Origin of the sequence: Ruegeria sp. HKCCD7303 (genome assembly GCF_013111185.1) — a bacterium.
GTDB lineage: Bacteria > Pseudomonadota > Alphaproteobacteria > Rhodobacterales > Rhodobacteraceae > Ruegeria.
In genome coordinates this window covers 162,756-188,496 of record NZ_WVRE01000005.1, presented here as the reverse complement: position 1 = coordinate 188,496, position 25,741 = coordinate 162,756, and the positions used below count along the sequence as shown (strand labels likewise).

Sequence of the window (25,741 nt, the reverse complement as noted above, 5' to 3'; positions counted from 1 at the left end):
GCAGACAGATGACTATCCAGCTTCGCCCTCGCCACCCTGAAAAGGCCAAAAAGGCTGACAGTGTCATCCCGCGCAAACCCAAGTGGATCCGCAAGAAAAAGGGCGATAGCGCCGAGTATTACGAAACCCGCCGCCTGATGCGCGAACATAACCTGGCGACCGTTTGCGAAGAGGCTGCCTGCCCCAACATCGGCGAGTGCTGGTCCAAGCGTCACGCCACCATGATGATCATGGGAGAGGTCTGCACACGCGGTTGCTCCTTCTGCAACGTGTCCACGGGCCGCCCGGATGCTTTGGATGCGTTCGAGCCCGGTCGGGTTGCGGCAGCGGTCAAGAAACTGGGCCTGCGTCATGTGGTCATCACCTCGGTCGACCGCGATGATCTGGACGATGGCGGGGCTGAACATATCGCGCAGACCATTCGCGCCGTGCGTCATCAGAACCCGGGCACCACGGTCGAGGTTTTGACCCCTGATTTTCTTGGAAAAGGCACTGCTTCAGATATCGTATTTGACGCGGCACCGGATGTTTTCAACCACAATCTGGAAACTGTGCCGCATCTTTATCCGACAGTGCGTCCCGGTGCGCGGTATTATACTTCGCTGCGTCTTCTGGATGATGCGAAACGCGCCAATCCCGAGATTTTCACAAAATCCGGCCTGATGGTGGGCTTGGGTGAAAGCCTGAATGACGTGCGGCAGGTCATGGATGACCTGCGCGCCGCTCAAGTCGATTTTCTGACGGTTGGCCAATACCTGCAACCGACCCCGAAACATCATCCAATTGACCGGTTCTGGTCACCGGAGGAGTTCGCCCAACTGGAACAGATCGCACGTTCCAAGGGCTTCCTACACGTGTCGGCAACCCCGCTGACCCGTTCATCGTTCCACGCGGACGAAGACTTCGCTGCTCTTAAGCAAGCCCGCCAGCGGGCCATCGCAAACAGGGCGTAACCAAACGCAAATGGGAGGGAAACCATGGAAGCGTTAACTTCAATCACAGGGGCTATTAATGGCGTCGTATGGGGGCCGTGGATGCTGGCGCTCATCCTTGGCGTCGGCTTCTTCCTACAGGTTGGTCTGAAATTCATGCCGATCCTGCGCATCGGCACGGGCTTCAGCCTGCTGTTCAAAGGCCGTGAAGGTCAGGGCGAAGGGCAGATTAGCCCGTTCAACGCGCTGATGACCTCGCTGTCGGCGACCATCGGTACAGGTAACATTGCCGGTGTGGCCACTGCTGTCTTCCTGGGCGGTCCGGGCGCCTTGTTCTGGATGTGGATGACCGCCCTGGTGGGCATGGCCACCAAATATGCCGAGGCTGTCTGCGCGGTGAAATACCGTGAAAAAGACGAGCTGGGCAACTATGTCGGCGGCCCGATGTACTACATCAAAAACGGTCTGGGCGCGAAATGGGCCTGGCTGGGTGTTGCCTTCGCTTTGTTCGGCGGCATTGCGGCCTTCGGCATCGGCAATGGCGTTCAAGCCAACGGTGTGGCGCAAGTTCTGGAAACAAACTTCGGCATCAATGAATCGATTACTGGTATTGTGCTGATGATCCTGACCGCCGCCGTTATTCTGGGTGGTATCACTCGCATCGGTGCGGTTGCAGGTAAACTGGTTCCGTTTATGGCCATCGCCTACATCGTTGCGGGCCTGCTGGTTCTGCTGATCAACATCGGTTCAATCGGCGCCGCGCTAAGCGATGTGTTCACTTATGCGTTCACGCCTTGGGCTGCCAAGGGCGGCGCAGCTGGTGCAGCAGTGTGGCTTGCCATCCGCTTTGGTGTGGCGCGCGGTGTCTTCTCAAACGAAGCCGGTCTGGGTTCTGCCCCGATCGCCCATGCCGCAGCCGAGACCAAGGGACCTGTAAATCAGGGCCTGATCGCGATGCTGGGGACATTCATCGACACGATCATCGTGTGCTCGATCACAGGTCTGGCGATCATCGCTTCGGGCGCATTGGATGCGTCGGTCGCGGATTTCGTCGCGAATGGTGAAACCGAAGGATACAAGGCGATTTCCGGCGCAGCTCTGACGTCGCTGGCCTTTGAAACCACTCTGCCGGGTATCGGTGGGTACCTGATTGCCATCGCTCTGTCGATCTTTGCGTTCACCACTATCCTGGGCTGGTCCTTCTATGGCGAGAAATGCGTTGAGTTTCTGCTGGGTGTTAAATCCCTGCTGCCTTACCGCATCCTGTGGATCGTCGCGATTTACTTCGGCGCAACAGCAGATCTGGGTTTTGTCTGGCTACTGGCGGATACACTTAACGCCATGATGGCTATCCCAAACCTTATTGCACTGGCCTTGCTGAGCCCGATCGTCTTCAAGCTGACGAAAGAGTTCTTCGCATCGAACGGTCAATCGGAAGAGCCCGGCGGTCAAGCTGCCGAATAAGCTCGGCCCTGACGAATGCGGGGGGCCAAACTGGCCCCCCGGTTTTAAAACAGAAATCCATATCTCGAGGAGAGACGTGATGGCCACGAAAATCCTGCTGCCCATTGATCACACCGACGACCGCTCGTGGAAGAACGCCCTGCCGCTCGCACTGGAACAGGCCAAGTTCTATGGTGCCGAGCTGCACGCAGTTGCCGTCATCCCCGAGATCATCCAGCTGCCGAACCTGCCCGCCAACTATGGCGCGGGTGCTCGGGATCATGTGCGCAATGAAGTTCAGGCTATCCTAGATCATGGCAATGCCTCGGACGTGAACGTTCACATCGAAGAAGGCAGCGTATACCGCGAAATCCTGAAACTCGCTTACAAGGATGGCTTTGACCTGATCATCATGGCCTCGACCAAAGGCGATTTCCCGAATTACGAGATCGGCCCGAACCTGGCCCGTGTGGTGCGCAATGCGCATTGCACAGTCACAGTCGTTCGCGACCAATCCCGCTGATCGAAAGGTGAGAACTATGTCCGACATTAAACGCACTCCCTTGTATTCGTTGCATGTTGAGTTGGGAGGTAAGTTGGTTGATTTTGCTGGCTGGGAGATGCCTGTTCAGTATCCTTTGGGGATTATGGGGGAGCATAAGCAGTGTCGTGAGAAGGCGGCGTTGTTTGATGTGTCTCACATGGGTCAGGTGATTTTGCGCGGCGAGAATGTGGGTGAGAAGCTGGAAGCTTTGTGCCCTCAGGCTTATGCGACGCTGAAGGAAGGCAAGGCGCGGTACGGGTTCTTTACGAATGCGGATGGCGGGATCATGGATGACCTGATCGTGTCGAATGCGGGCGATCATTTCTTTGTGGTTGTGAACGCGGCGCTGCGGCATCAGGACATTCCGCATATGCGCGCGCACCTCGAAGGCGTCGAAGTGACCGAGATCTTCGAGCGGGCGCTGGTGGCGGTGCAGGGTCCCAAGGCCGAGGATGTGGTGGGGGAACTTTGCCCTGCTGCCCGCGATCTGAAGTTCATGGAAACCACAGTGGCCGATATCAACGGCGTTGAATGCCGCATCTCGCGCCTGGGCTATACCGGCGAGGATGGTTACGAGATTTCGATCCCCGAGGACAAGGCGATCGAGATCAGCAAGGCCTTCCTGGCGCATGAAGATTGCGAACCTGCGGGTCTGGGCGCGCGCGATAGCCTGCGGCTGGAGGCGGGTCTGTGCCTGTATGGCAACGACATCGACCAGAGCACCTCGCCGATCGAGGCCAGCCTGGGCTGGGCCATTCAAAAACGCCGCAAGGAAGAAGGCGGCTTTCCGGGCGCGGATCGCGTGCAAAAGGAACTGGCCGAGGGCGCGGCGCGCAAGCTGGTGGGCATCAAGCCCGACGGCCGGGCACCGGCGCGTCAGGGCGTTGAAGTGCAATGCCTTGAGGGCAACACGATTGGTCAGATTACCTCGGGCAGCTTTGGCCCCACGGTGGGTGGTCCGGTTGCGATGGGCTACGTGTCGAAGGGCCATGGTGAGCCCGGCGAGAAGGTGAACCTAATCATTCGGGGCAAGGCGCAACCGGCGCAGATCGTGGCGCTGCCCTTTGTCACACAGAATTACAAGCGTTGAAGTCAGGAGAGAGACAAGATGGCAACCTATTATTCCGAAGAGCATGAATGGCTGACCGTTGAGGGCGATACCGCCACGCTTGGCATCACCAAGCACGCGGCTGAACAGCTGGGTGAGGTGGTGTTTGTCGAGCAGCAGGAAGCGGGCGACGAGTTCGAGAAAGACGGCGAGATCGGCGTGATCGAATCCGTCAAGGCCGCGTCCGAGCTTTATGCTCCGGTGGATGGCGAGATCGTTGAAGTGAACGAAGCGCTGGCCGACAACCCCGGCGCGCTGAACGAAGACCCCGAAGGCGAAGCCTGGATCTACAAGATCAAGATTGCGGACGCATCGCAGCTTGAGGACCTGATGGACGAGGCCGGATACAAAGCCTTCATCGGCTAAACCAAACCGGGGGCCCGCGCCTGGGGTTCCACCGCTTTATCCGGAGCTTCTGCTTTTGGGGCTCCGCCCGCTCGGGCCGGACTGGCCCGCCTTCCACCGGAGATCTGCGCGGTCTCTGCCGGACCTGACTTATTCATAGGAGCGCTGCAATGGCCTTCAAACTGACCGACTACGAAGCCTATGACTTTGCCAACCGCCGCCACATTGGCCCGTCGCCCACCGAGATGCGCGACATGCTCAAGGTGATCGGCTTCAAGACATTGGACGAACTGATCGACGTCACCGTCCCGCCCGCGATCCGGCAGAAAGAGCCGCTGGACTGGGGTCCGGCGATGACGGAACGTGATGCTCTGTTCCACATGAAAGAGGTGGCGAGCAAGAACACCGTTCTGACCTCGCTGATCGGTCAGGGCTATTACGGCACCACCACACCTGCACCGATCCTGCGCAACATTCTGGAAAACCCGGCCTGGTACACGGCCTACACGCCCTATCAGCCCGAGATCAGCCAGGGTCGTCTTGAGGCGCTGCTGAACTTCCAGACCATGGTCAGCGACCTGACCGGGCTGGACGTGGCCAACGCGTCCTTGCTGGACGAAGCCACGGCGGCTGCCGAAGCCATGGCCATGGCCAAGCGCGGCGGGCGGTCCAAGGCGAACAATGCAGCCTTCTTTGTCGACAAGAACTGCCACCCGCAGACCATCGCGGTCATTAAGACGCGTGCCGAGCCTTTGGGCATCGACGTGCAGGTGGGTGATCCCGACAGCCTGGATGCGGGCGCGGTCTTTGGCGCGATCTTCCAATACCCCGGCACCCATGGCCATGTGCGCGACTTCACCGCCGAGATCGCGGCACTGCATGAACACAAAGCCATCGCCATTGTTGCCGCCGACATCCTGTCGCTGGCGCTGCTGAAGTCACCGGGCGAGATGGGCGCGGATATCGCCATCGGCTCGACCCAGCGCTTTGGCGTGCCGATGGGCTATGGCGGCCCGCACGCCGCTTACATGGCAACCACCGACAAGCTGAAGCGCTCGATGCCGGGCCGGATCATCGGTGTGTCCATCGACAGCCGTGGCAACAAGGCCTACCGCCTGTCGCTGCAAACCCGCGAACAGCACATTCGTCGCGAGAAAGCCAACTCGAACGTTTGCACCGCGCAGGCGCTGCTGGCGGTCATTGCCTCGATGTATGCGGTCTATCACGGCCCCGACGGCATCAAGGCCATCGCGCAATCGGTGCACCGCAAGACCTCGCGCCTGGCCGCTGGCCTGGAAGAGGCGGGTTTTGCCGTTGAGCCGGAAGTGTTCTTCGACACCATCACGGTCGAGGTCGGCCATCTGCAGAAGACCGTCATGGAAGCTGCCGTGGCCCGTGGCGTCAACCTGCGCAAGGTCGGCGATACGAAAGTGGGCATCAGTCTGGACGAACAGACCCGGCCTGAGACCATCGAGGCCGTCTGGGGTGCTTTCGGCATCGACCGCACCGATGACAGCTCGAACAAGCAGTACCGCCTGCCGGACTATGCGCTGCGCGAAAGTGCCTATCTGACCCACCCGATCTTCCACCAGAACCGGGCCGAGGCCGAGATCACCCGCTATATGCGCCGTCTGGCCGACCGCGATCTGGCGCTGGACCGGGCGATGATCCCGCTGGGCTCCTGCACCATGAAGCTGAACGCCACGATCGAGATGATCCCGGTCACCTGGCCCGAGTTTGGCAATCTGCACCCGTTCTGCCCCGAAGATCAGGCGCAGGGCTATCACGAGATGATCGCCGATCTGAACGACAAGCTGTGCCAGATCACCGGTTATGACGCGATCTCCCAGCAGCCCAACTCGGGCGCGCAGGGCGAGTACGCGGGCCTTCTGACCATCCGCAACTATCACTTCGCCCGCGGCGAAGGGCAGCGCAATGTCTGCCTGATCCCAACCTCGGCGCACGGGACCAACCCGGCCTCGGCCCAGATGGTGGGCTGGCAGGTTGTGCCTGTGCTGGCGGATGAGAATGGCAACATTGATCTGAACGACTTCCGCGCCAAAGCTGAGAAGCACAGCGATCATCTGGCCGCCTGCATGATCACCTATCCCTCGACCCATGGCGTGTTCGAGACCACCGTGCAGGAGGTCTGCCAGATCACCCATGATCACGGCGGTCAGGTCTATATCGACGGGGCCAACATGAACGCTATGGTCGGCCTGTCGCGCCCCGGAGACATCGGCGGCGATGTCAGCCATCTGAACCTGCACAAGACCTTCTGCATCCCGCATGGTGGTGGCGGCCCCGGCATGGGTCCGATTGGCGTCAAGGCGCATCTGGAAGAGCACCTGCCCGGTCACCCGGAATACGGCACCGCCGTGGGTCCGGTCTCGGCAGCGCCCTTCGGCTCGCCCTCGATCCTGCCGGTCAGCTGGGCTTATGTGCTGCTGATGGGCGGCGCGGGTCTGACGCAGGCCACGAAAGTGGCGATCCTGAACGCCAACTACATCGCGGCGCGGCTCAAGGATGCCTATCCGATCCTCTACACCTCGGAAACGGGCCGGGTGGCGCATGAATGCATCCTCGACACCCGCCCGCTGGATGCCGAGGCGCATGTCACCGTCGACGACGTGGCCAAGCGCCTGGTCGATTCAGGCTTCCACGCGCCGACCATGAGCTGGCCGGTGGCCGGAACCCTGATGGTGGAGCCGACCGAGTCTGAGCCCATGGCCGAGCTGGACCGCTTCTGCGACGCCATGCTGTCCATCCGCTCGGAAGCGCAGGACATCATCGACGGCAAGATCGACGCGGAAAACAACCCGCTGAAAAACGCCCCCCACACCGTGCGCGATCTGGTCGGCGAATGGGACCGCCCCTACACCCGTGAACAGGCCTGCTTCCCTCCGGGCTCCATGGGTGTCGACAAATACTGGTCCCCCGTCAACCGCGTCGACAACGCATATGGCGACAGAAACCTCGTCTGCACATGCCCCCCAATGGACGCATACGCAGACGCCGCAGAATAATCCCATAACAAAACCCCGCCAAAACATAGGCGGGGTTTTCGCCAATCGGAAACTCGCGTTCCGATTTGTAGCCTTTTCAGATGTCGTTTTCGCCTGACGAAGTGTCTTTTCCGCTTGCTGCAGGTGCAAAGGCCCCATAGCTCTGTGCGTGGGACACCCCTCCCCAACGAGGGGCGTGTATCTGAAAGGGTAATACAGATGACGATTGAACGACCGGCAGCGCGGCCGGCAAATCCGCGTTTTTCCTCTGGCCCCTGTGCCAAACCCCCTACATTTGATCTGACTAAATTGGCCGATGCCGCGTTGGGTCGTTCCCACCGGGCCGCTGTTGGCAAGGATAAGCTGAAAGCGGCCATTGAAGGCACGCGTGAGGTGCTGGGTATTCCGGCAGATTACAAAATCGGGATCGTTCCCGCCTCGGACACCGGTGCGGTTGAGATGGCGTTGTGGTCGCTGCTAGGTGAGCGCAAGGTCGAGATGCTGGCTTGGGAAAGCTTTGGCGCGGGCTGGGTGACGGATGTGGTCAAACAGCTGAAGATCGATGCCGAGGTGAAAACGGCGGATTACGGGCAGATCGTGGATCTGGCTTCGGTCGATTTCGCCAATGACGTGGTGTTCACCTGGAATGGAACAACCTCGGGCGTGCGGGTTCCCACTGGCGACTGGATCGCTGATGACCGTCAGGGCCTGACAATTTGTGATGCGACCAGCGCCGCTTTTGCGATGGACCTGCCGTGGGACAAACTGGATGTCACCACCTTTAGCTGGCAGAAAGTGTTGGGTGGCGAAGCGGCCCACGGCATGTTGATCCTGAGCCCACGTGCGGTTGAACGGCTGGAGAGCTACACCCCCGCATGGCCGCTGCCCAAGATTTTCCGTCTGACCAAAGGCGGCAAGCTGATCGAAGGTATCTTTACCGGAGCCACGATCAACACGCCCTCGATGCTGGCGGTTGAGGATTATCTGTTCGCGCTGGACTGGGCGCGCTCGGTCGGTGGGTTGCAAGGGCTGATCGCCCGTGCTGATGCGAATGCCAATGCGGTTCATACGTTCTGTGCGAAGAATGATTGGATCGCCAATCTGGCCGAGGATGCGGCGACGCAATCGAACACATCTGTGTGCTTGAAGTTTACCGATGCACGCATTCAGGACGGTGCGACTTTTGCCAAGGCTGTGGCCAAACGGTTGGAGGTCGAGAATATTGCATTGGATATCGGTGCCTATCGCGACGCGCCTGCGGGTCTGCGTATCTGGTGCGGCGGTACGGTTGAGACCTCGGATATCGAGGCGATGTTGCCTTGGTTGGCCTGGGCCTTCGAGGCCGAGATCGCAGCGCAAACCGAAGCTGCCTGATGACCCGGTGCCGGGCTGAAGCCCGGCCTACTCACATTTGAAATCGTAGGGCGGGCTTCAGCCCGCCAACCCCCAGAATTCTTCAAAGGACCAGAGAAAATGGCCCCCAAAGTACTCGTATCTGACAAGCTCAGCGAAACCGCCGTGCAGATTTTCCGTGATCGTGGCATCGACGTGGATTTCATGCCTGATCTGGGCAAGGACAAAGACAAGCTGGCCGAAGTGATCGGTCAGTATGACGGTCTTGCCATCCGCTCGGCCACCAAGGTCACACCGACCATCCTGGAGAAAGCCGACAAGCTGAAGGTCATTGGCCGCGCTGGTATCGGCACGGACAATATCGACAAGGATGCGGCTTCGAAGAAAGGTGTGATCGTAATGAACACGCCGTTCGGCAACATGATTACGACCGCTGAACACGCGATTGCGATGATGTTTGCCGTGGCGCGGCAAATCCCCGAGGCCTCTACCTCGACCCATGCAGGCAAGTGGGAGAAGTCCAAGTTTATGGGGATCGAGCTGACCAACAAGACCCTCGGTGTTATTGGTGCAGGGAACATTGGTGGCATAGTTTGTGAACGCGCCCTTGGACTCAAGATGAAGGTCGTCGCCTATGATCCCTATTTGGGCGAAGAGAAAGCCGCGCAAATGGGCGTGGAAAAAGTTGAACTGGATGAGTTGCTGTCGCGCGCCGACTTTATCACGCTGCACGTACCGCTGACTGATCAGACCCGCAACATCCTGAGCCGCGAGAACCTCGCCAAGACCAAGAAGGGGGTTCGTATCATCAACTGTGCCCGTGGTGGACTGGTAGACGAAGACGCTCTGGCCGAAGCGCTGCAATCCGGACACGTCGCCGGAGCAGCCTTTGACGTGTTCAGCGAAGAGCCGGCGAAGGAAAACGCGCTGTTCAACCTGCCCAACGTGGTCTGTACACCGCACCTTGGTGCGGCAACGACCGAGGCGCAGGAAAACGTGGCTTTGCAGGTGGCCGAACAGATCTCGAACTATTTGCTGACAGGCGCGGTCGAGAATGCGCTGAACATGCCCAGCGTGACGGCGGAAGAGGCCAAGGTCATGGGGCCTTGGATCAAGCTGGCCGGGCATCTTGGCGGCTTTATTGGTCAGATGACGGATGAGCCTGTTAAGGCGATCAACATCCTTTACGATGGTGTGGCCGCTGAAATGAACCTTGCCGCGCTAAACTGCGCAGTGGTCGCGGGGATCATGAAAAAGTTCAACCCCGAGGTGAACATGGTTTCGGCCCCGGTTGTCGCGAAAGAGCGTGGGATCAAAATCTCGACCACCAATCAGGACAAATCGGGCGCGTTTGAGGGCTATATCAAAGTCACCGTTGTGACCGACAAGCGCGAGCGTTCGATCGGGGGCACTGTGTTCAGCGACGGCAAGCCGCGCTTTATCCAGATCAAGGGCATCAATATCGACGCTGAGATCGGCGCTCATATGCTGTACACGACCAACGAAGACGTGCCGGGCATCATCGGTGCATTGGGTCAGACCATGGGTGAGAACAACGTCAACATCGCCAACTTTACCCTTGGTCGGTCCGAGGCAGGCGGTGAAGCCATTGCGCTGCTTTACGTAGACGAACCGGTTCCAGCGGAGGCCCGCGCCAAGCTGGCGGAAACGGGTCTGTTCACGCAAATCAAGCCATTGGTGTTTGATGTCGCCTGACGCGGCCTGTTGAGTTTGAGAAACAGTTCAGGGCCCGGTTTTGAAAAGACCCGGGTCCTTTGTTCTCTGGAACCGCGATCTGGGGCAAAAGCGTGCTGAACATTACCGGCGGAGGATGTCTATGACACAGCCTGTCTATGTAATCGGGGATCTGCATGGGCAGGTGGCCGAACTGGAGCGCGCACTGTCTTTGATCCAAAGTGACGGCGGACCTGATGCTCAGGTTGTGTTTCTGGGTGATTACGTGGATCGCGGTCCCGATAGCCGGGACTTGATCGATCACCTGATCGCCGGGCGTTATGCAGGTCGGAACTGGATCACCCTGCTGGGCAATCACGACCGGATGTTTGCCTGGTTCATGGAAGACACCCCACGCCACGATCCGCATCTGCTCGTGGGGTACCACTGGCTGCATGATCGGTTAGGCGGGATTGAGACTTTGCGCAGTTACGGGGTGGAGTTTGAAGGTCAAATCCGGCTGGAAGACTTGCACCGGATGGCGAAGGGGGCGGTGCCAAAGTCTCACCTGACCTTCCTGCGCGATTTGGCGTTGATGCACCAGACGCCCGAGCTTGCCTTTGTTCACGCCGGTATCCGCCCGAACGTGCCGCTCAATGAACAACGCGCAAGTGATCTGGTCTGGATCAGGCAGGTTTTTCACAACCATCGAGGTCCGCATCCCAAGCTGATCGTGCATGGTCACACGCCAGTGGATAAGGCCACGCATTATGGAAATCGCGTCAACCTGGATACAGGTGCGGGCTATGGGCGTCAGGTGGGTGTGGCCGTATTCGAAGGGCAGACTTGTTGGGAATTGACGGCACGGGGCCGTATCCCATTGACGCCTTAAACCACCTGACGCAGGCACGACATTGGAGATTGAATATGTATGTCGCAACTTTGCTGACCAATCCTGCAGCGCCTTCGCTGGACCGCGCCCTGCCCGAGTCGCTGCGCAACGCGTGGGGCGGTGGGGATGTCATCTGGCTCAGCCCTGATGAGGCGCTAGAGTTTGAATTGAGCGACATGCCCGACAATCGCTGGGATGTCTGGGCGGACTTGCAGGGCATGGGTGTCGACCTGATCGTGCAACCTGCGGATGGGCGGCGCAAAAAGATGCTGCTGGCTGATATGGACAGCACGATGATTCAGCAAGAATGCATCGATGAACTGGCGGATGAAGCCGGTGTTGGAGACAGGGTCAAGGACATCACTGCCCGTGCCATGAACGGAGAGCTGGACTTTGAGGGGGCGTTGATCGAACGGGTCGGATTGCTCAAGGATTTGGATGAAAGCGTCATTGGCAAAGTTCTGAACGAACGGATCACCCTCATGCCGGGTGGCAGGGCATTGCTGGCCACGATGCGGGCGAACGGTGCCCATGCGGCGTTGGTATCCGGCGGGTTCACAGCCTTTACGGCACGGGTGGCAGAGTTGCTGGGGTTTGATGAAAACCGGGCCAATACGCTGTTGGCTAAAAACGGGAAACTGACGGGCGATGTTGCGCGCCCCATTTTGGGACGGCAGGCCAAGATCGAAGCACTGGAACAGATCTCTGCCCGGCTTGAGCTGTCTGAAAATGACGTAATGGCTGTTGGCGACGGAGCAAATGACCTTGGAATGCTGGGCCGGGCCGGAACCGGAGTTGCCCTTCATGCCAAGCCTTCAGTTGCCGCCCAATGCGACGTGCGTGTGAATCACGGTGACCTGACGGCGCTGCTTTACCTGCAAGGGTACAGCCGCGCTGACTTTGCCGAGGAATAACCGAGGCTATCTTTTATTTAACATTTGTGTTAAATAGTGGTCATGAGCACGCTTCTGACCGCCTTTTCAGCACTGTCTGACGCCACCCGATTTTCGATTGTCGAACAATTGATGGAACAGGGTGAACTGCCCGCCGGTGACCTGATCGAAGGGCGCGGTGTCTCGGGGGCTGCAATTTCGCGCCACCTAAAGGTCTTGCGAGAGGCAGGGCTGGTGCAACAGCGCGCCCAAGGCACGCAGCGGATGTATTCTGTCCGACCCGAGGGGCTGCGGCTGATTGCCGATTGGACCATTTCCAGGCGCCAATTCTGGGAAAGCAGCCTCGATCGTTTGAGCGAAATTATCGAAAGGGAGAATTCATGGCCGACCTGAAACTGGAACGGGACTTCCCCGTCAGCCCTGAAGACTTGTTCGCATGGATCAGTGACGGCAGCAGGTTGCTGCAATGGTGGGGGCCCGAAGGGATGCATGTGCCCGAACATAATCTGGATTTTTCGCGAACAGGCCCATGGTATTCGGTGATGGAGAATGGCGAGGGCCAACGATACAAGGTTTCAGGCCATGTGACCCATGTCGATCCACCTAAATCCGTGGGTTTCACATGGGGCTGGCATGATGATCAGGACCAGCGCGGCAACGAAAGCCACGTGACTTTGTCGGTCGCAGCAACCGACACCGGATCACGACTGACACTGGATCACCGAGAACTGGCCGATGCCGAAGCGGCAGCGAACCACAATCAGGGTTGGACATCTTCGCTGCGTAAACTCGAAGCACTTTGCAAATAGGTTTTCATCAGGGAGGAGCGACATGCCCCAATTTTTGTTTGTATATCATGGGGGCCACACCCCAACCGACCCCGCCGAGATTGAGGCGACCATGGCCGCCTGGGGTGCCTGGTTTCAGGACATGGGTGAGGCGCTGGAAATCCCCGGCAACCCGGTGGGCCAGTCCTATACCGTCACCAACAGCGGGGTCGTTGACAACGGCGGTGCGAACCCGGCCTCGGGCTTTACGGTGATCAAGGCCGACAGCATCGACGCAGCGACCGCCATGGCCAAGGGTTGTCCAATGGTCGTCAACGGTTCAGGCTCGGTCGAAGTGGCCGAGGTGCATGAGATCGAGATGTGAGGACCTTAGCCGGGGAAGCCCGGCGCAGGTTTGATCACGCCGCATTCCAGCCCGCGCCGGCTGTATTGCGTGGCGTTCATGAATTTGCGGGTGGCCGGGTGATCGGCCTCCAGCACGCCGAGGCTGACCAGTATCGCGGCAATCGCACATTCGCTGGCGCGGGTGGTGCCGTCGGTGATCTTCAACGCAACGCCCATACGTTTTTCCGGTATGATGGCCACAAACACGGCCTCGGCCCCGGTTTTGATGGCAACCCTGCCATTCATGGCGCGCATCAGCTCGGTGCAGGCACGGGTCTCACCGGCCACCAGCTCGGGGTGCTTGACCATTGCCGCAACCAGTTGTGCCGCAGCATCAGAGGAGCGATCCGAGCGGTCTGCGGCACTGGCAAACCACGCCATCGAACGTGCCAATCCCGCCAGCGAGATCGCGAAATTTGGAGCGGAACAGCCGTCGATGCCATATCCCGGGCTGGTCTCTCCGGTGGTTTCTTCAATGGCTGACAGACAGGCTTGTTGCACCGGGTGGTCGATTTCAAGGTATTCCGGGCCTGCGCCCATGTGCTGAGCCAATGTCAGAAATCCACAGTGTTTGCCCGAGCAATTGTTGTGGATCTGGCAAGGCGTGTCGTCAGCTAAAATCAGCCGATCGCGAGCTGCTGTATCTGCTGGTTCCTGTGGGCCGCAGCGCAGATCATGCTCGGTCAGCCCCAGGTGATCCAGCCATGCTGTTACCCGATCGGTGTGGATCGCGGCACCGTTATGTGAGGCGCAGGCCAGCGCAAGATGTTCGCTGTTCAAGCCGTATTTCGCCGCGGCACCCGACGTGACCAGTGGAAGTGCCTGAATCATTTTGGCTGAGGACCTTGGGTAGATCACCGCTTGCGGATCGCCCCAGCTGCGGACGATTTGGCCGCTGTCATCGCAGATCACCGCGTGGCCCAGATGCAAACTCTCAAGCAAAGCACCACGCCACAGTTCTGTCATGGGTATGGGCTGCGTCATCTGGACCTCCGAAATTATGCGCAAAATTCTGCCAATCGCCCTTTCGCCTGTGGCGAAACCTGCGTTAGTGTGTGTATGTCGGCAATCATCGGAATGCGCAACGGAATAGACGGGCCGGAAGGGTTCGCAGCCATGTCCGATGGGTTTGAGGTATGGGTCGAGCTAGGAGGCTGGACAAATGGGATCAATGCTCGTTCGTGTGATCGCGGGCCTGTCTGTGGCAGGTACCGTCGCGACATCTGCAATCGCTCAGCAGGCCAGCAGCACCAACCGTGTTGCGGTCAAGACAGATTGGAGCGTCTTTGTTGAAGAAGACCCCACTGAATGCTGGAGCGTCGCAACCCCGGACGAAACGGTTAACACCCGCGGTGGTCGCGTGGTTTCTGTGCGGCGTAGCGACATTTTGCTGTTTGTGGTGTTTCGACCAGGCGATGACGTGAACGGAACAGTGTCGTTCACCGGCGGCTATCCCTTTGCGGCGGGTTCGACCGTCAACGTCAAGATCGACGACGCCGAATTCGAATTCATTACTGATGGCGAATGGGCCTGGCCTTCGACTCAAGGGCAGGAACCCAAAGTGATCGAAGCGATGAAGCGCGGGAACGAGGCTGTTCTGACGGCCCGCTCGGAACGCGGGACGCAGACGAAAGACACCTTCTCGTTACTGGGCTTTACCGCAGCAATTGACGACGCGAAGCAACGCTGCACTAATTAAGTCAGCGTATTTCGGTGCAGGCCCCGTCGGTATGGCGGGGCTTTTGTTTTTGATGCTGTCCGGCGCGCCAGCATTACGCGACGTCCGCGCCCGCACTTGATCCGTATCAAAGTAAGCCCTCGCACTTTCTGAACTAAATAGTTCAGAGGAAACGAAGGAGTTGCCCCGATGCTGAACAAATTTCTTGCTGCGCTGATGATGATCTCGGCCATGGTGCTAAGCGCTTGTGAAAACACAGGTGAGACATATCCGGTGACTGGCGAACAGTGCGGCCCGGAAGACCCGGTTAAGACTCTGGACGCCGAAGATTGCTACATTCCGCCGGCAGGTGTCTAAGCGGGCTTTGATCCGTACGGATTAAAACAAGACAATGGCCGCAGTGACTGTGTTACTGTGGCTTTTCCATGCATACCCGCCAATTGTGACGAATCCTTTTGATCTTTGCGCAGGTTCCTATATAGAGGCGCATCCCAAGCCAGAATCTTTCGAGATACGCCTCAGAGAGCCCAAAATGTCGCCCAAAGCGCCGATCACTCAAGATGTCCTGACCCTCCCTCGCAAACTGCCCGAGGGAAAGATCAACCTTGTCGGGCTAACCCGCGACCAGCTGCGCGCTGTTCTGATCGAACACGGCACGCCGGAAAAGCAGGCCAAGATGCGCACCGGTCAGATCTGGCAGTGGATCTATCAATGGGGTGTGCGAGACTTTGCCGAGATGACCAACCTGGCCAAAGCCTACCGCGCACAATTGGCCGAGAATTTCGTGATCGAAATCCCCGAGGTTGTGACCCGCCAGGTTTCTGAGGATGGCACCCGCAAGTATCTGTGCCGTATCGCAGGCGGGCATGAGGTTGAGGTCGTCTATATCCCCGAAGAGGATCGCGGCACGCTTTGCATCTCGTCTCAGGTCGGGTGCACGCTGACTTGTTCATTCTGTCATACCGGCACCCAGAAACTGGTGCGCAACCTGACTGCGGCCGAGATCGTTGGTCAGATCATGATGGCCCGCGATGATCTTGACGAATGGCCCACCCCCGGTGCGCCCAAGGATGAAACGCGCCTGCTGTCGAACATCGTTCTGATGGGCATGGGCGAACCGCTTTACAATTTCGAAAACGTCCGTGATGCGATGAAAATCGCCATGGATCCCGAAGGGATTTCCCTGTCGCGCCGCCGTATCACGCTGTCGACCTCTGGCGTCGTGCCCGAAATCGCGCGCACGGCTGAGGAAATCGGCTGTTTGCTGGCGATCTCATTCCATGCCACCACGGATGAGACCCGCGACGTGCTGGTGCCGATTAACAAGCGTTGGAACATCGAAGAATTGCTACAGGCGCTGGCCAGCTATCCCAATGCGTCGAACTCCGAACGGATCACCTTTGAATATGTGATGCTGGATGGCGTGAACGACAGTGATGAGGATGCACACCGCCTGATCGACCACATCAAGCGTTACAACATCCCGGCCAAGATCAACCTGATTCCGTTCAATGAATGGCCCGGCGCGCCGTATAAGCGCAGCTCGAACAACCGTATCCGGGCTTTTGCGAATATCATCTACCACGCGGGCTATGCATCGCCCATTCGCAAGACGCGCGGTGAGGATATCATGGCGGCCTGTGGTCAGTTGAAATCGGCAACCGAACGCGCTCGCAAGTCTCGCAAACAGATCGAGGCCGAAACAGGGTTGAGCCGATAGAGTTTCCGCCGGCGTCCGACCGGGTCGGTTGTATCGCGCATCAAGTGTTTTCGGTCGCCACCTGCACGCCATAAGTGTACTTGTAAACTTAATGTTTCAGGTGCTGAAACAATATGCATAATTTGCTATGTTTCCCGTGTTCATCGCTAGCATGGCCCTTTTCAAATCCATGCACAAGGTGGTGAGCGGACCGGGCCAGAGCTGGCAAGTTATTGCGAGGTCGCTAGACTAAACCGGTGCTGTCAGGCGGTGCTCAGGCGAACTGATTTTCAGGTGGGCCAATATTATGAACACAAGCTTTACTAACACTAACCTTTTCGGAGCAATCTTGTTTGCCTTTGCGTTTGCGGCAAGTTCAAGTTTGGTTTTTGCCGACAGCGAAAATGCTCATATCGCGATCGAAAACCCTGCTGAGCTGAGCAAGGACGAGGCTTTGAAGCACTACCGTTCGCTGAACCGTCGCATGGCGCGCGGGTATGCAGCGGCGCAACTGGACCTGATCCTCAACTACCAAAGCTGGCCGTTATTCAACGATGCACCCTATATTTCGGCAACCCATGGCCGGCGGTTTGTGAACAGTTATGCCAACCGCATGGCCCATAACTATGCGACTTTGCAAAAAGGCGAAGAGCTGCCTATGGGTTCTGTCCTGGCCAAGGACAGCATGACCGTGACGGATGAAGGGCGCATACATCCAGGTGCCATGTTCATAATGGAGAAACTGGCAAACGGGGCGAACCCGGATACAGCGGATTGGCGTTATATCATGGTCCTGCCAGACGGTTCTGTGTTTGGCGATACCTTGGGTGATCGCGCCGGTGAAGTCGCGTATTGCCATGTCTGCCACGAACAGGTGGCGGATCGAGACTACACGTTTTATGTGCCGGAAGAGTATCGCAAGAGCGAATGAACCGGATCAGGCCGGTTCGCCTGGCAGCTTCAGTTCCGTCGCCTCGCGGCGGCTGAGTTGTTCGCCTTGTTTGCGTTTTGACAGAACTTCTCGAGCCAGCGCGTATTTCTCATCCTGCCAGAAGATCAGACACCCGTTACACCCCTTGCCACAGCAGCCTTCGGTTCCGATACGGTTGGTCTTGAACCGGCGTTCATTGCCATCCTCGCCGATCTTTTCGACCAGTTCGTCGCGACGACGGGCATAAGCCGTCGGGTTGTCACGGCCAGTGGTTTCCAGCCCTTGCACCAGTTTGTCGAAACGAATGCGGCTCCAGTGTTCATCGGTCAGGGCGCGTTCCTTGCGCAGAACCGAGTAAACCGGGAAGCGCGCGCGCAGATCGTCAATGTCTTCGTGATCGAACAGGGTGAAAGGCAGCCGGATGGCTGTCTTCGTGCTGCCATGCACCACATCCAGCCGCTTGCCGTCAGACGCGCGTTCGAAATCGTAGACCCGCAGCAGAACCGTATCGCGTGAGATAGGTGAGACAAAATCCAACACGTCGCCCGGTTCCAGCTTGTTCTTCACCTCGACCAGAAAGGCGTCTTCAGTCACTTCGGTGACAATCCCCGCATACTCCCACTGCGCGATCGAAGCGGTGTGTTCATAGTCATGCGCGTAGTTGGTCAGACGTCCTTCGTGGAAGGCGAGCGTGTAGCCGCGGTTTCCTACGGTTTCCAGTTCGCGCATATATGGTCTGGGATCCCAGTTCTCAGGATCGGCATTGTAGTCGTCGATCGCCATCCGATACGCCCGCGCAACGATGGCGGCGTAATACTCCGACTTACCGCGCCCTTCGACCTTGAGGCTGTCGACACCGATCTTCAGGTATTCATCCAGCTTGGGCATGATGCACAGATCGCGGGAGTTCAGGATGTATGACCCGCGATCATCTTCTTCGATTGGCATCAAATCACCGGGGCGGCAGCCTTCTTCCAGCAGGAATTCAAACAGGTCCGCGTTTTCGTCGGTGATGCGCAGTTCCTGATGCGTGCCGTCCTTCAGGCGCAGTTTCAGGCCATAGTTCCAGCGGCAGGAATTGGCGCAATTGCCCTGGTTCGCCCCGCGTTCGGCCATAAAGTTCGAAAGCAGGCAACGACCTGAATAGGTCATGCACATCGCACCGTGGACGAAAGCCTCAAGCTTGATGTCAGGGCACTTCTCGCGGATTTCCACAAGCTCGGGGTACGAGACTTCGCGTGCCAGAACCACCAGTTCAGCGCCCTGATCCTGCCAGAACTTCACCGATAGCCACGAACAGATATTGGCCTGGGTCGAGATATGCAGCGGCAGTTCGGGTGCGCGTTCGCGGACATATTGGAACACACCCGGATCAGCAATGATCAGCCCGTCGGGCTGCACCTTGCGCACCGTGTCGATGTACTCATCCAGTTTCGGGATGTCTTTATTATGCGAAAACAGGTTCAGCGTCAGATAGGCGCGTCGGCCATGGCTGTGGCAGAACTCAACCCCTTCGATCACCTCTTCCAGCGAGAACTCGGATTTCGTGCGCAACGACATGTCGGGCGTGCCCAGATACACTGCGTCTGCGCCGTAAAGGATGGCGAGTTTCAACTTGCGCAGATTGCCCGCGGGCATCAGCAATTCGGATCGGGACTGGGTCATAGAGCCACCTGGCAAAGGATCAAGGCGGCCTTCTACGCCAAATGGGTCGAGTCCAAAACCCCGTTATCTGCGACGGAACCGCGCTGTGCCGATCACTTCAACCAGTTGCTGACGCACCGGTTCGGGTTGAGCCTCGACCGCGTTCAGAACCTCGCGCAGTTCGGCCCGTAGCCCGTGCATCTGATCAATCAGCGAGATCATCATCGACAGCGCATCTGCCTCCATGTCGTACTGTTCGTGCAACTCGCAGGCCAGTTCCAGACGGGCGACGTCGATGCTGTGATAGATCAGCCCTTGGTCTGATTGTTCGGGGATCACAATCTCGGCCGCCAGATATTCGGTCAGCCGATCCGAGGTCAGTCGGGCGACGGTTTCGATCAGTTCCTTCTCGGTCAGGGTCATGACGGCATTCCTTTCCGCGGGTCGTAGCTGTGCGTCTCGCGCCAGGTCTCCATGAACTGTTTCAGATCGTCATCGATTTTCTCGGGCATCGAGACGGTCAGTTCGATCAACTGATCCCCACGCTCGGACGAGCCGCGTTTTTTGACACCCTTGCCCCGCAATCGCAGGGTTTTACCACTGCTGGTGCCCGCCGGTACGCTGACATTCACGCCACCGTCGATGGTCGGAGCTGGGACTTTGCCACCCAGTATGGCCTCGTCAATCGTGATGGGCAGCGTAATATGGATGTCGTCGCCGTGGCGATCAAAGACCGGATGACTGGCCACCGAAACAGTTACCAGAGCATCGCCCGGAGGGCCTTCGCCATATCCCGGGGCCCCTTTGCCCCTCAGGCGGATGGTTTGACCCTCGGTAATTCCAGCCGGGATCTTCACTTCGATCCGGTCGCCGTCTGGCAAGGTCAGTTTCTGACTGGCACCGAACACGGCATCCAGAAAACTGATCTGCAGCGAATAGTTCAGGTTGTGCCCCGGCGCGTGAAACTCATGGCCGCGCTGGCCGCCAAACCCGCCACGCCCGCGCATGAATTCGGCGAAGATGTCGGACATGTCGTCCGGGTCTGCCTGACGTCCGCGATAGGGGTTGCCAGCGGCTTCGGCATATTCACGGTAAAACTGCTGTTGCGGGCGTTCCTGACCCGAGGCGTCAATCTCGCCATTGTCATACCGGGCACGGGTTTCCGGGTCTTTCAGCAAATCGTAGGCTGCGGCGGCGGCTTTGAACTTGGCCTCAGCCTCGGCATCGCCGGGCTTCAGGTCCGGATGGCATTCCTTGGCAATGCGCCGATAGGCTTTCTTGATCTCGGCGGCGCTGGCGTCTTTTGCCACGCCAAGAACGGAATAGGGATCGTCGCTCATCTCACTCTCACGGGTCAGGGCATGTCTGATCTTGATGAATGTCTTCTACCATGCGATTTCAACGGGTCAAAAGGAAGAGACGATTGAATTGCCTCGTAAAATCCTGCAGGTCTGTTAACATCTGCATGTTTCTAATTGTTGATTGACGGAGATCGTCTCATGTCTCGTAGAATTAAGTCGGCTCTGGCCTTGCTGGCCGGGAATGCCATTGGGTTATTGCTTGCCTCGCTGTTGTTGTCAGGATTTGCGATCAAGCCGATCTCTTTCATCGTCGTTGTAATCGTCTTCACCGTGGTGCAGCTGATTGCCGAACCCCTGATCCTGAAGCTGGGTGAAAAGAAAGCGCCTGCGCTGAAGGGCGGGATTGCTTTGATCGTGACCTTTGTAGGCCTGTTGGTGACTGATCTGATAACCGCTGGGCTGACCGTAGGTGGAGTTGCGAACCTGTTGGGAGCAACGCTGTTGGTCTGGCTGGGGGCGCTGATCGCCAGCGTTGTGCTGCCGATCTACGTGTTCAAAGAACTGCGCGAAGCCAAGAAGTAATCACAGCGCGTTCAGGCTGGCCTCGATGGCTTGCCACAGTTCTTCTACAGGTTCGCATCCGACGGACAGGCGGATGAAGGCGGGATCGACATCGTCGCCCCATCGCGCGCGACGTTCGGCTGAACTGTGGACCCCTCCGAAAGAAGTGGCGGGGCGCAGAAGGGGGCAAGCGTTGATGAAGGCTTCGGCTTTCTCTTCACTTTCCAGTGTCAGGGACAGCAGAAACCCGAAGCGTGCCGTCTGTGACTGTGCCAGTTTGTGGGATGGATCGCCCGGCAGACCTGGATAGCGGACCTGTTTCACTGTGGGATGTGACGCCAAACGTTCGGCCAACACCTGCGCCGAGCTGCACATACGGTCAAAGCGTACATCCAGCGTTTCCAGCCCGCGATGCAGCAGCCACGCCTCATGCGGTCCGGGGATTGATCCGGACACTTTTCGCCATTCCTCGACCCGTTCCATGATATCGTTGTTGCGGCTGGCCACATGGCCCATCAGCATGTCGGAATGCCCGCCCATCGCCTTGGTATCTGACGATACAACCACATCGATGCCCAGTTCCAGTGGGCGTTGACCCAGCGGGGTCATCGTCGTGTTGTCGGCAATGGTCACTCCCCCGGCTGCGCGCGCCTGTTCAGCAACCGCTGCCAGATCGATCATATCCAAACCGGGGTTCGAGGGGCTTTCTACAAAGACAACATCGAACCCGTCAAAACCGCCGTTGGTAAAGGCGGCAGTGGGTCGTTCCTCAACGGTCACGCCCAGACCTGAAAGGAAACGATCCGCCAGCAGGCGTGTCACGTAGTACCCGTCCGACGGGATCAGCAGGCGTGATCCGGCCTTCAGGGTCGCGAACAACGCTGCCGAGATCGCTGCCATCCCCGAAGGGAATGTCAGGCAGGGTGCGTCCTCCAGATGGGCCAGAACATGTTCCAGATGCTCCCAGGTTGGGTTGTCGACGCGGCCATAGGTGCGCAAACCTTCCGTCACGCCGGGCAGGTGGTACATGCTGCTTTGGGTCAGTGGCAGGGTTACCGGCTCACCGGCGTTCAACGCGTTGCCGCGCAGGTGCAGCATCTCTCCGGTTTTAGAAGCCATAGCTCAGCGCCCCGGAATTTCGTCGCGGGGCGGGGCGGGTTCCCAGTTCTCGATGATCTCGACCGCCTCTTGCGCGGTGTCGACGAACCGGAACAGGTCGAGGTCTTCTTCCGAGATGGTGCCGGCATCGGCCAGCGCTTCCCAATTGATGACCTTTTCCCAGAATTCGCGGCCAAACAGCAGGAAGGGCACGCGGTCCATCCGCCCGGTCTGGATCAGGGTCAGGGATTCGAACAGTTCATCCATGGTGCCAAAACCGCCGGGGAAGATGGTGATGGCGCGGGCGCGCATCAGGAAATGCATCTTGCGAATGGCAAAGTAATGGAAGTTGAAGCTGAGGTCCGGCGTCACATAGAGGTTCGGCGCCTGTTCATGCGGCAGCACGATATTCAAGCCGATCGAACACCCACCCGCGTCCTGCGCGCCACGGTTTCCGGCCTCCATCACACCGGGACCACCGCCGGTGACGATGACGTTCTCACGGCATCCGGTTTCGTTTGACTTTTCGGTCATTAGCCGCGCGAACTCACGCGCCTCATCGTAATATTGTGACAACCCGGCCAAAGTCTCTGTTCGCGCCGTGTGTTTCTGCGACGGTTCCGGAATGCGCGCGCCGCCGAACATCACAATGGTCGAGGTGATCTCGCGCTCGATCATGATCATCTCGGGCTTCAGCAATTCCAGTTGCAGACGCACCGGGCGCAATTCGTCCCGGCACAAGAATTCGTCATCGGCAAAGGCAAGGCGATAGGCAGGTGAACGCGTCTGCGGCGTGTCCGGAACCTCACTCGCGGTCGAGCGGTCGGTCTGCGCGTCGCGGAACGGATTGTGGCGGTCTTCTCTCATAGGTGATCGATCCCTGCTTGCGTGTTCATGAAACAGCTATAGGGTTCGCGATCAGAGCGCCAGTCACGGAAAGACAAGAATGAATTGGAAAAGTGAAATTTCAAAAGCCCGCGACCGTATCGCCGGATATGCACAAGTGACCCCAGTGATGGAAAGCCGCATTCCGGGCTATCCGATCGAGCTAAAACTCGAGCACATGCAGCACACTGGCAGTTTCAAGGCACGGGGCGCGTTCAACACATTGCTCAGCATGGACGTGCCACAGGCAGGCGTTGTGGCCGCGTCCGGGGGCAACCATGGTGCGGCGGCTGCTTATGCTGCGCAGACGCTGGGCTATCCCGCCAAGATATTCGTACCGGAACTGGCAGGTCCGTCGAAAATCGCGCTGATCCGGCAAACTGGCGCGGATCTAAGCGTCGTGTCCGGCGAATACGCCAACGCGCTGACCGCGGCGCAAGAACATGAGGCAGCTACTGGTGCCATGCAAATTCACGCCTATGACGCCCCGGCGACAGTGGCGGGGCAAGGGACCTGTTTTGCCGAATGGGATGCTCAGGGGTTGCAGGCCGATACGGTTCTGGTTGCTGTGGGTGGCGGCGGTCTTATTGCCGGTGCGCTGGCGTGGTTTGACGGCGCGCGCAAGGTCGTTGCAGTCGAACCTGAAACCTCGTGCGCGCTGAACGCTGCGTTACAGGCGGGTAAGCCGGTGGATGTATCTGTCTCGGGTATCGCTGCAAATGCGCTGGGCGCGCGGCGGATCGGACAGATCTGTTTCGATCTGGCGCAAGGCATGAGCTCGGTTCTGGTATCGGATGACGCGATTGCGGATGCGCAAAAGGCGCTTTGGCAGAGCCACCGCATTTTGGTGGAGCCCGCAGGCGCAGCAGCCTTGGCTGCATTGGCGTCGGGTGTCTACCAGCCTGAACCGGATGAGCGTGTTGCCGTTCTGCTGTGCGGCGCAAATATTGCACCGGACCCGTTTGCAGGGTGAATTATCGGCTTGTGAACGGGTAGGGCGGATTTTATCTATAATCCATGTCCGCTACGATTTCCGACACGATCTACCAAAACCTGAGCCAGCAAATCATCACCGGAGAGCTTGAGGCCGGGGAAAAGCTGCGGCAAGACCATATTGCCCGCCAATTTGACACCAGTCACGTCCCTGTACGTGAAGCCCTGTTGCGGCTTGAGGCGCATGGATTGGCCCGGCATGAGCCTCGCCGCGGGATGCGCGTCACCGCGCTGGACCCGGCAGAAGTGCGTGAGGTGATAGAAATGCGAGTGGCGTTAGAGACCCTTGCGTTGCAGCAATCCGTGCAGAACATGTCTCCGGTCGCGTTGGACAAGATCGATCGCGCACGCATCGCCTGTGATGAGGCGCAGACGATGCCGCAATGGGAAGCTTTGAACCGAGCGTTCCATCGTGCCATTCTGACACCTTGTGGCCTACCCCGGCTTTTGCACGCCATTGACGATCTGCATATCGCAAGCGCGCGCCACCTGTTCGCACATTGGCGGTCAAAATGGGTGCAGCAGGTAGACAAGGATCACGCCGCGCTGGTTCAGGCCCTCAGGCGCAGGGATCTGAGCACCGCCAAGGGCATCCTGACCCGCCATATACGCCGCGCAAGCTGACGAAAGGCCGTTTCAGACGCAAAATGATCCATGTTCGTCGCATTGCACCATTGTTTCCACTTGCGTATAGGCCAAACCGACACGAACAGATTCTGTAGGGAGACGCCCCATGTCCAACGCGCAACTGGAAGCCGCCATCGAAGCCGCCTGGGAGGCGCGCGACACAATCACGCCCGCCACCACCGGCGAACAGCGTGAAGCGATCGAGGATACGCTGAACGCGCTGGACAGCGGATCGCTGCGTGTTGCGGAAAAGCTTGAAAATGGCGACTGGCACGTGAACCAGTGGGCCAAGAAAGCGGTTCTGCTGGGCTTTCGCATCAAGGATATGGAAATCCAGTCCGGTGGTCCGCAGGCTGGCGGCTGGTGGGACAAGGTGGACAGCAAGTTCGCCGGTTGGGACGCAAGCCAATGGCAAGCCGCCGGGTTCCGTGCTGTGCCGAACTGCGTTGTCCGCAAGTCTGCCTATATCGCACCCGGCGCTGTTCTGATGCCGTCTTTTGTGAACCTGGGCGCTTATGTCGATGAAGGCACCATGGTTGATACATGGGCCACCGTTGGATCCTGTGCGCAGATCGGCAAGAACGTTCACCTGTCGGGGGGCGTCGGCATCGGTGGTGTCCTTGAGCCCATGCAGGCCGGACCGACCATCATCGAAGACAATTGCTTTATCGGTGCCCGTTCCGAAGTGGTCGAGGGTTGTATCGTACGCGAAGGTTCGGTTCTGGGCATGGGCGTGTTCATCGGCAAATCCACCAAAATCGTGGACCGTGAAACCGGCGAAGTCACCTATGGCGAAGTGCCGCCCTATTCGGTGGTTGTTGCCGGTTCGATGCCTTCCAAGAACAACATCAGCCTGTACTGTGCCGTGATCGTGAAACGGGTGGATGAAAAGACACGCTCGAAAACCGGCATCAACGAATTGCTGCGCGACTAAATTGCCGTATATCCTCCAAGAAGGGCTGT

27 protein-coding genes are annotated in these 25,741 nt (G+C 58.5%); 21 read left to right on the top strand and 6 right to left on the bottom strand.

The genetic code is table 11. The features are described from left to right. The first annotated feature begins 8 nt into the window (after positions 1-8). The 13 genes from lipA (at position 9) to GS630_RS14635 (ending at position 13,341) form a co-directional block, all read left to right on the top strand. Entirely contained in the window at positions 9-953 is a 945-nt protein-coding gene (lipA, locus tag GS630_RS14695; protein WP_171236655.1) for a lipoyl synthase, read from the top strand. A gap of 24 nt (positions 954-977) precedes the next feature. Further along, on the top strand, positions 978-2,396 hold the full coding sequence (locus GS630_RS14690) for a sodium:alanine symporter family protein (RefSeq protein ID WP_171236656.1): 1,419 nt from the start codon (positions 978-980) through the stop codon (positions 2,394-2,396). Between the two features lie 79 nt (positions 2,397-2,475). After that, positions 2,476-2,898 carry a universal stress protein gene (locus GS630_RS14685; protein ID WP_171236657.1) on the top strand — a complete coding sequence of 141 codons (423 nt, stop codon included), beginning with the start codon at positions 2,476-2,478 and terminating at the stop codon, positions 2,896-2,898. A gap of 16 nt (positions 2,899-2,914) precedes the next feature. Further along, complete coding sequence (gcvT, locus tag GS630_RS14680; RefSeq protein WP_171712083.1) at positions 2,915-4,009, top strand: glycine cleavage system aminomethyltransferase GcvT; 1,095 nt, start codon at positions 2,915-2,917, stop codon at positions 4,007-4,009. Positions 4,010-4,027: 18 nt separating this feature from the next. Next, on the top strand, positions 4,028-4,393 hold the full coding sequence (gene gcvH, locus GS630_RS14675) for a glycine cleavage system protein GcvH (protein WP_171181988.1): 366 nt from the start codon (positions 4,028-4,030) through the stop codon (positions 4,391-4,393). A 149-nt stretch (positions 4,394-4,542) separates the two neighbouring features. Further along, complete coding sequence (gene gcvP, locus GS630_RS14670) at positions 4,543-7,398, top strand: aminomethyl-transferring glycine dehydrogenase (RefSeq protein WP_171621555.1); 2,856 nt, start codon at positions 4,543-4,545, stop codon at positions 7,396-7,398. Between the two features lie 198 nt (positions 7,399-7,596). Continuing rightward, positions 7,597-8,751, top strand: a complete 1,155-nt coding sequence (locus GS630_RS14665; RefSeq protein WP_171180411.1) for a phosphoserine transaminase — start codon at positions 7,597-7,599, stop codon at positions 8,749-8,751. Positions 8,752-8,850: 99 nt separating this feature from the next. Beyond that, the gene (serA, locus tag GS630_RS14660) at positions 8,851-10,446 is read left to right on the top strand and encodes a phosphoglycerate dehydrogenase (RefSeq protein ID WP_171180410.1); all 1,596 of its coding nucleotides are present in this window, start codon (positions 8,851-8,853) and stop codon (positions 10,444-10,446) included. Positions 10,447-10,567: 121 nt separating this feature from the next. After that, positions 10,568-11,296, top strand: a complete 729-nt coding sequence (locus GS630_RS14655; protein ID WP_171180408.1) for a metallophosphoesterase family protein — start codon at positions 10,568-10,570, stop codon at positions 11,294-11,296. 35 nt (positions 11,297-11,331) lie between these two features. Beyond that, positions 11,332-12,210, top strand: a complete 879-nt coding sequence (gene serB / locus GS630_RS14650; protein WP_171236134.1) for a phosphoserine phosphatase SerB — start codon at positions 11,332-11,334, stop codon at positions 12,208-12,210. 42 nt (positions 12,211-12,252) lie between these two features. Further along, positions 12,253-12,582, top strand: coding sequence for a helix-turn-helix transcriptional regulator (locus tag GS630_RS14645; RefSeq protein ID WP_171620122.1), 330 nt, complete (start codon positions 12,253-12,255; stop codon positions 12,580-12,582). Next, positions 12,570-12,998, top strand: a complete 429-nt coding sequence (locus tag GS630_RS14640) for an SRPBCC domain-containing protein (protein ID WP_171620120.1) — start codon at positions 12,570-12,572, stop codon at positions 12,996-12,998. The genes GS630_RS14645 and GS630_RS14640 overlap by 13 nt, the downstream gene beginning before the upstream one ends. Positions 12,999-13,020: 22 nt before the next feature. After that, positions 13,021-13,341 carry a YciI family protein gene (locus GS630_RS14635; protein ID WP_171180399.1) on the top strand — a complete coding sequence of 107 codons (321 nt, stop codon included), beginning with the start codon at positions 13,021-13,023 and terminating at the stop codon, positions 13,339-13,341. Positions 13,342-13,346: 5 nt separating this feature from the next. On the opposite strand, the gene GS630_RS14630 is transcribed toward GS630_RS14635, so the two are convergent. After that, positions 13,347-14,345, bottom strand: coding sequence for an asparaginase (locus GS630_RS14630; protein ID WP_171180397.1), 999 nt, complete (start codon positions 14,343-14,345; stop codon positions 13,347-13,349). Positions 14,346-14,523: 178 nt separating this feature from the next. Between GS630_RS14630 and GS630_RS14625 the strand changes: the two genes are divergently transcribed. The 4 genes from GS630_RS14625 to GS630_RS14610 all read left to right on the top strand — a co-directional run bounded on the left by GS630_RS14625 (position 14,524) and on the right by GS630_RS14610 (position 17,669). Then, positions 14,524-15,060 (top strand): invasion associated locus B family protein, encoded by a 537-nt coding sequence (locus GS630_RS14625; RefSeq protein ID WP_171180396.1) that lies wholly within the window; start codon positions 14,524-14,526, stop codon positions 15,058-15,060. A 168-nt stretch (positions 15,061-15,228) separates the two neighbouring features. After that, positions 15,229-15,396, top strand: coding sequence for a hypothetical protein (locus GS630_RS14620; protein WP_171180394.1), 168 nt, complete (start codon positions 15,229-15,231; stop codon positions 15,394-15,396). A 175-nt stretch (positions 15,397-15,571) separates the two neighbouring features. After that, on the top strand, positions 15,572-16,759 hold the full coding sequence (rlmN, locus tag GS630_RS14615; protein WP_171180392.1) for a 23S rRNA (adenine(2503)-C(2))-methyltransferase RlmN: 1,188 nt from the start codon (positions 15,572-15,574) through the stop codon (positions 16,757-16,759). 286 nt (positions 16,760-17,045) lie between these two features. After that, positions 17,046-17,669 (top strand): cytochrome P460 family protein, encoded by a 624-nt coding sequence (locus GS630_RS14610; RefSeq protein ID WP_171180390.1) that lies wholly within the window; start codon positions 17,046-17,048, stop codon positions 17,667-17,669. A 6-nt stretch (positions 17,670-17,675) separates the two neighbouring features. On the opposite strand, the gene GS630_RS14605 is transcribed toward GS630_RS14610, so the two are convergent. The 3 genes from GS630_RS14605 to GS630_RS14595 all read right to left on the bottom strand — a co-directional run bounded on the left by GS630_RS14605 (position 17,676) and on the right by GS630_RS14595 (position 20,653). Further along, entirely contained in the window at positions 17,676-19,334 is a 1,659-nt protein-coding gene (locus tag GS630_RS14605; RefSeq protein ID WP_171236128.1) for a U32 family peptidase, read from the bottom strand. A 63-nt stretch (positions 19,335-19,397) separates the two neighbouring features. Beyond that, positions 19,398-19,736, bottom strand: coding sequence for a hypothetical protein (locus GS630_RS14600; RefSeq protein ID WP_152459322.1), 339 nt, complete (start codon positions 19,734-19,736; stop codon positions 19,398-19,400). Then, the gene (locus GS630_RS14595) at positions 19,733-20,653 is read right to left on the bottom strand and encodes a DnaJ C-terminal domain-containing protein (RefSeq protein ID WP_171620118.1); all 921 of its coding nucleotides are present in this window, start codon (positions 20,651-20,653) and stop codon (positions 19,733-19,735) included. The genes GS630_RS14600 and GS630_RS14595 overlap by 4 nt, the downstream gene beginning before the upstream one ends. Positions 20,654-20,812: 159 nt before the next feature. Here GS630_RS14595 and GS630_RS14590 point away from each other — a divergent pair, with 159 nt between their 5' ends. Then, positions 20,813-21,196, top strand: a complete 384-nt coding sequence (locus GS630_RS14590) for a hypothetical protein (protein ID WP_171180384.1) — start codon at positions 20,813-20,815, stop codon at positions 21,194-21,196. Here GS630_RS14590 and GS630_RS14585 read toward each other — a convergent pair whose 3' ends face one another. Together GS630_RS14585 and GS630_RS14580 are read right to left on the bottom strand one after the other, a co-directional pair. Next, complete coding sequence (locus GS630_RS14585) at positions 21,197-22,294, bottom strand: cystathionine gamma-lyase (protein ID WP_171180382.1); 1,098 nt, start codon at positions 22,292-22,294, stop codon at positions 21,197-21,199. It abuts the gene before it with no gap. A 3-nt stretch (positions 22,295-22,297) separates the two neighbouring features. Further along, positions 22,298-23,140 (bottom strand): TIGR00730 family Rossman fold protein, encoded by an 843-nt coding sequence (locus tag GS630_RS14580; protein WP_171180380.1) that lies wholly within the window; start codon positions 23,138-23,140, stop codon positions 22,298-22,300. 79 nt (positions 23,141-23,219) lie between these two features. On the opposite strand from GS630_RS14580, the gene GS630_RS14575 reads away from it, so the two are divergent. The 3 genes from GS630_RS14575 to dapD all read left to right on the top strand — a co-directional run bounded on the left by GS630_RS14575 (position 23,220) and on the right by dapD (position 25,712). Beyond that, complete coding sequence (locus GS630_RS14575; RefSeq protein ID WP_171180378.1) at positions 23,220-24,131, top strand: threonine/serine dehydratase; 912 nt, start codon at positions 23,220-23,222, stop codon at positions 24,129-24,131. Positions 24,132-24,175: 44 nt separating this feature from the next. After that, positions 24,176-24,775 (top strand): GntR family transcriptional regulator, encoded by a 600-nt coding sequence (locus tag GS630_RS14570; protein ID WP_171180376.1) that lies wholly within the window; start codon positions 24,176-24,178, stop codon positions 24,773-24,775. Positions 24,776-24,884: 109 nt separating this feature from the next. Continuing rightward, positions 24,885-25,712 (top strand): 2,3,4,5-tetrahydropyridine-2,6-dicarboxylate N-succinyltransferase, encoded by an 828-nt coding sequence (dapD, locus tag GS630_RS14565; protein ID WP_171105853.1) that lies wholly within the window; start codon positions 24,885-24,887, stop codon positions 25,710-25,712. Positions 25,713-25,741 lie beyond the last annotated feature (29 nt).

Coding starts and splice junctions, on each gene's coding strand:
- GS630_RS14610 (WP_171180390.1), top strand. CDS start 17,046: ATGAACACAAGCTTTACTAACACTAACCTTTTCGGAGCAATCTTGTTT.
- GS630_RS14665 (WP_171180411.1), top strand. CDS start 7,597: ATGACGATTGAACGACCGGCAGCGCGGCCGGCAAATCCGCGTTTTTCC.
- gcvH (WP_171181988.1), top strand. CDS start 4,028: ATGGCAACCTATTATTCCGAAGAGCATGAATGGCTGACCGTTGAGGGC.
- GS630_RS14655 (WP_171180408.1), top strand. CDS start 10,568: ATGACACAGCCTGTCTATGTAATCGGGGATCTGCATGGGCAGGTGGCC.
- gcvT (WP_171712083.1), top strand. CDS start 2,915: ATGTCCGACATTAAACGCACTCCCTTGTATTCGTTGCATGTTGAGTTG.
- GS630_RS14645 (WP_171620122.1), top strand. CDS start 12,253: ATGAGCACGCTTCTGACCGCCTTTTCAGCACTGTCTGACGCCACCCGA.
- GS630_RS14635 (WP_171180399.1), top strand. CDS start 13,021: ATGCCCCAATTTTTGTTTGTATATCATGGGGGCCACACCCCAACCGAC.
- GS630_RS14585 (WP_171180382.1), bottom strand. CDS start 22,294: ATGGCTTCTAAAACCGGAGAGATGCTGCACCTGCGCGGCAACGCGTTG.
- GS630_RS14580 (WP_171180380.1), bottom strand. CDS start 23,140: ATGAGAGAAGACCGCCACAATCCGTTCCGCGACGCGCAGACCGACCGC.
- GS630_RS14620 (WP_171180394.1), top strand. CDS start 15,229: ATGCTGAACAAATTTCTTGCTGCGCTGATGATGATCTCGGCCATGGTG.
- GS630_RS14570 (WP_171180376.1), top strand. CDS start 24,176: ATGTCCGCTACGATTTCCGACACGATCTACCAAAACCTGAGCCAGCAA.
- GS630_RS14600 (WP_152459322.1), bottom strand. CDS start 19,736: ATGACCCTGACCGAGAAGGAACTGATCGAAACCGTCGCCCGACTGACC.
- GS630_RS14605 (WP_171236128.1), bottom strand. CDS start 19,334: ATGACCCAGTCCCGATCCGAATTGCTGATGCCCGCGGGCAATCTGCGC.
- GS630_RS14630 (WP_171180397.1), bottom strand. CDS start 14,345: ATGACGCAGCCCATACCCATGACAGAACTGTGGCGTGGTGCTTTGCTT.
- GS630_RS14690 (WP_171236656.1), top strand. CDS start 978: ATGGAAGCGTTAACTTCAATCACAGGGGCTATTAATGGCGTCGTATGG.
- rlmN (WP_171180392.1), top strand. CDS start 15,572: ATGTCGCCCAAAGCGCCGATCACTCAAGATGTCCTGACCCTCCCTCGC.
- GS630_RS14595 (WP_171620118.1), bottom strand. CDS start 20,653: ATGAGCGACGATCCCTATTCCGTTCTTGGCGTGGCAAAAGACGCCAGC.
- GS630_RS14625 (WP_171180396.1), top strand. CDS start 14,524: ATGGGATCAATGCTCGTTCGTGTGATCGCGGGCCTGTCTGTGGCAGGT.
- dapD (WP_171105853.1), top strand. CDS start 24,885: ATGTCCAACGCGCAACTGGAAGCCGCCATCGAAGCCGCCTGGGAGGCG.
- GS630_RS14590 (WP_171180384.1), top strand. CDS start 20,813: ATGTCTCGTAGAATTAAGTCGGCTCTGGCCTTGCTGGCCGGGAATGCC.
- serA (WP_171180410.1), top strand. CDS start 8,851: ATGGCCCCCAAAGTACTCGTATCTGACAAGCTCAGCGAAACCGCCGTG.
- gcvP (WP_171621555.1), top strand. CDS start 4,543: ATGGCCTTCAAACTGACCGACTACGAAGCCTATGACTTTGCCAACCGC.
- GS630_RS14685 (WP_171236657.1), top strand. CDS start 2,476: ATGGCCACGAAAATCCTGCTGCCCATTGATCACACCGACGACCGCTCG.
- lipA (WP_171236655.1), top strand. CDS start 9: ATGACTATCCAGCTTCGCCCTCGCCACCCTGAAAAGGCCAAAAAGGCT.
- GS630_RS14640 (WP_171620120.1), top strand. CDS start 12,570: ATGGCCGACCTGAAACTGGAACGGGACTTCCCCGTCAGCCCTGAAGAC.
- GS630_RS14575 (WP_171180378.1), top strand. CDS start 23,220: ATGAATTGGAAAAGTGAAATTTCAAAAGCCCGCGACCGTATCGCCGGA.
- serB (WP_171236134.1), top strand. CDS start 11,332: ATGTATGTCGCAACTTTGCTGACCAATCCTGCAGCGCCTTCGCTGGAC.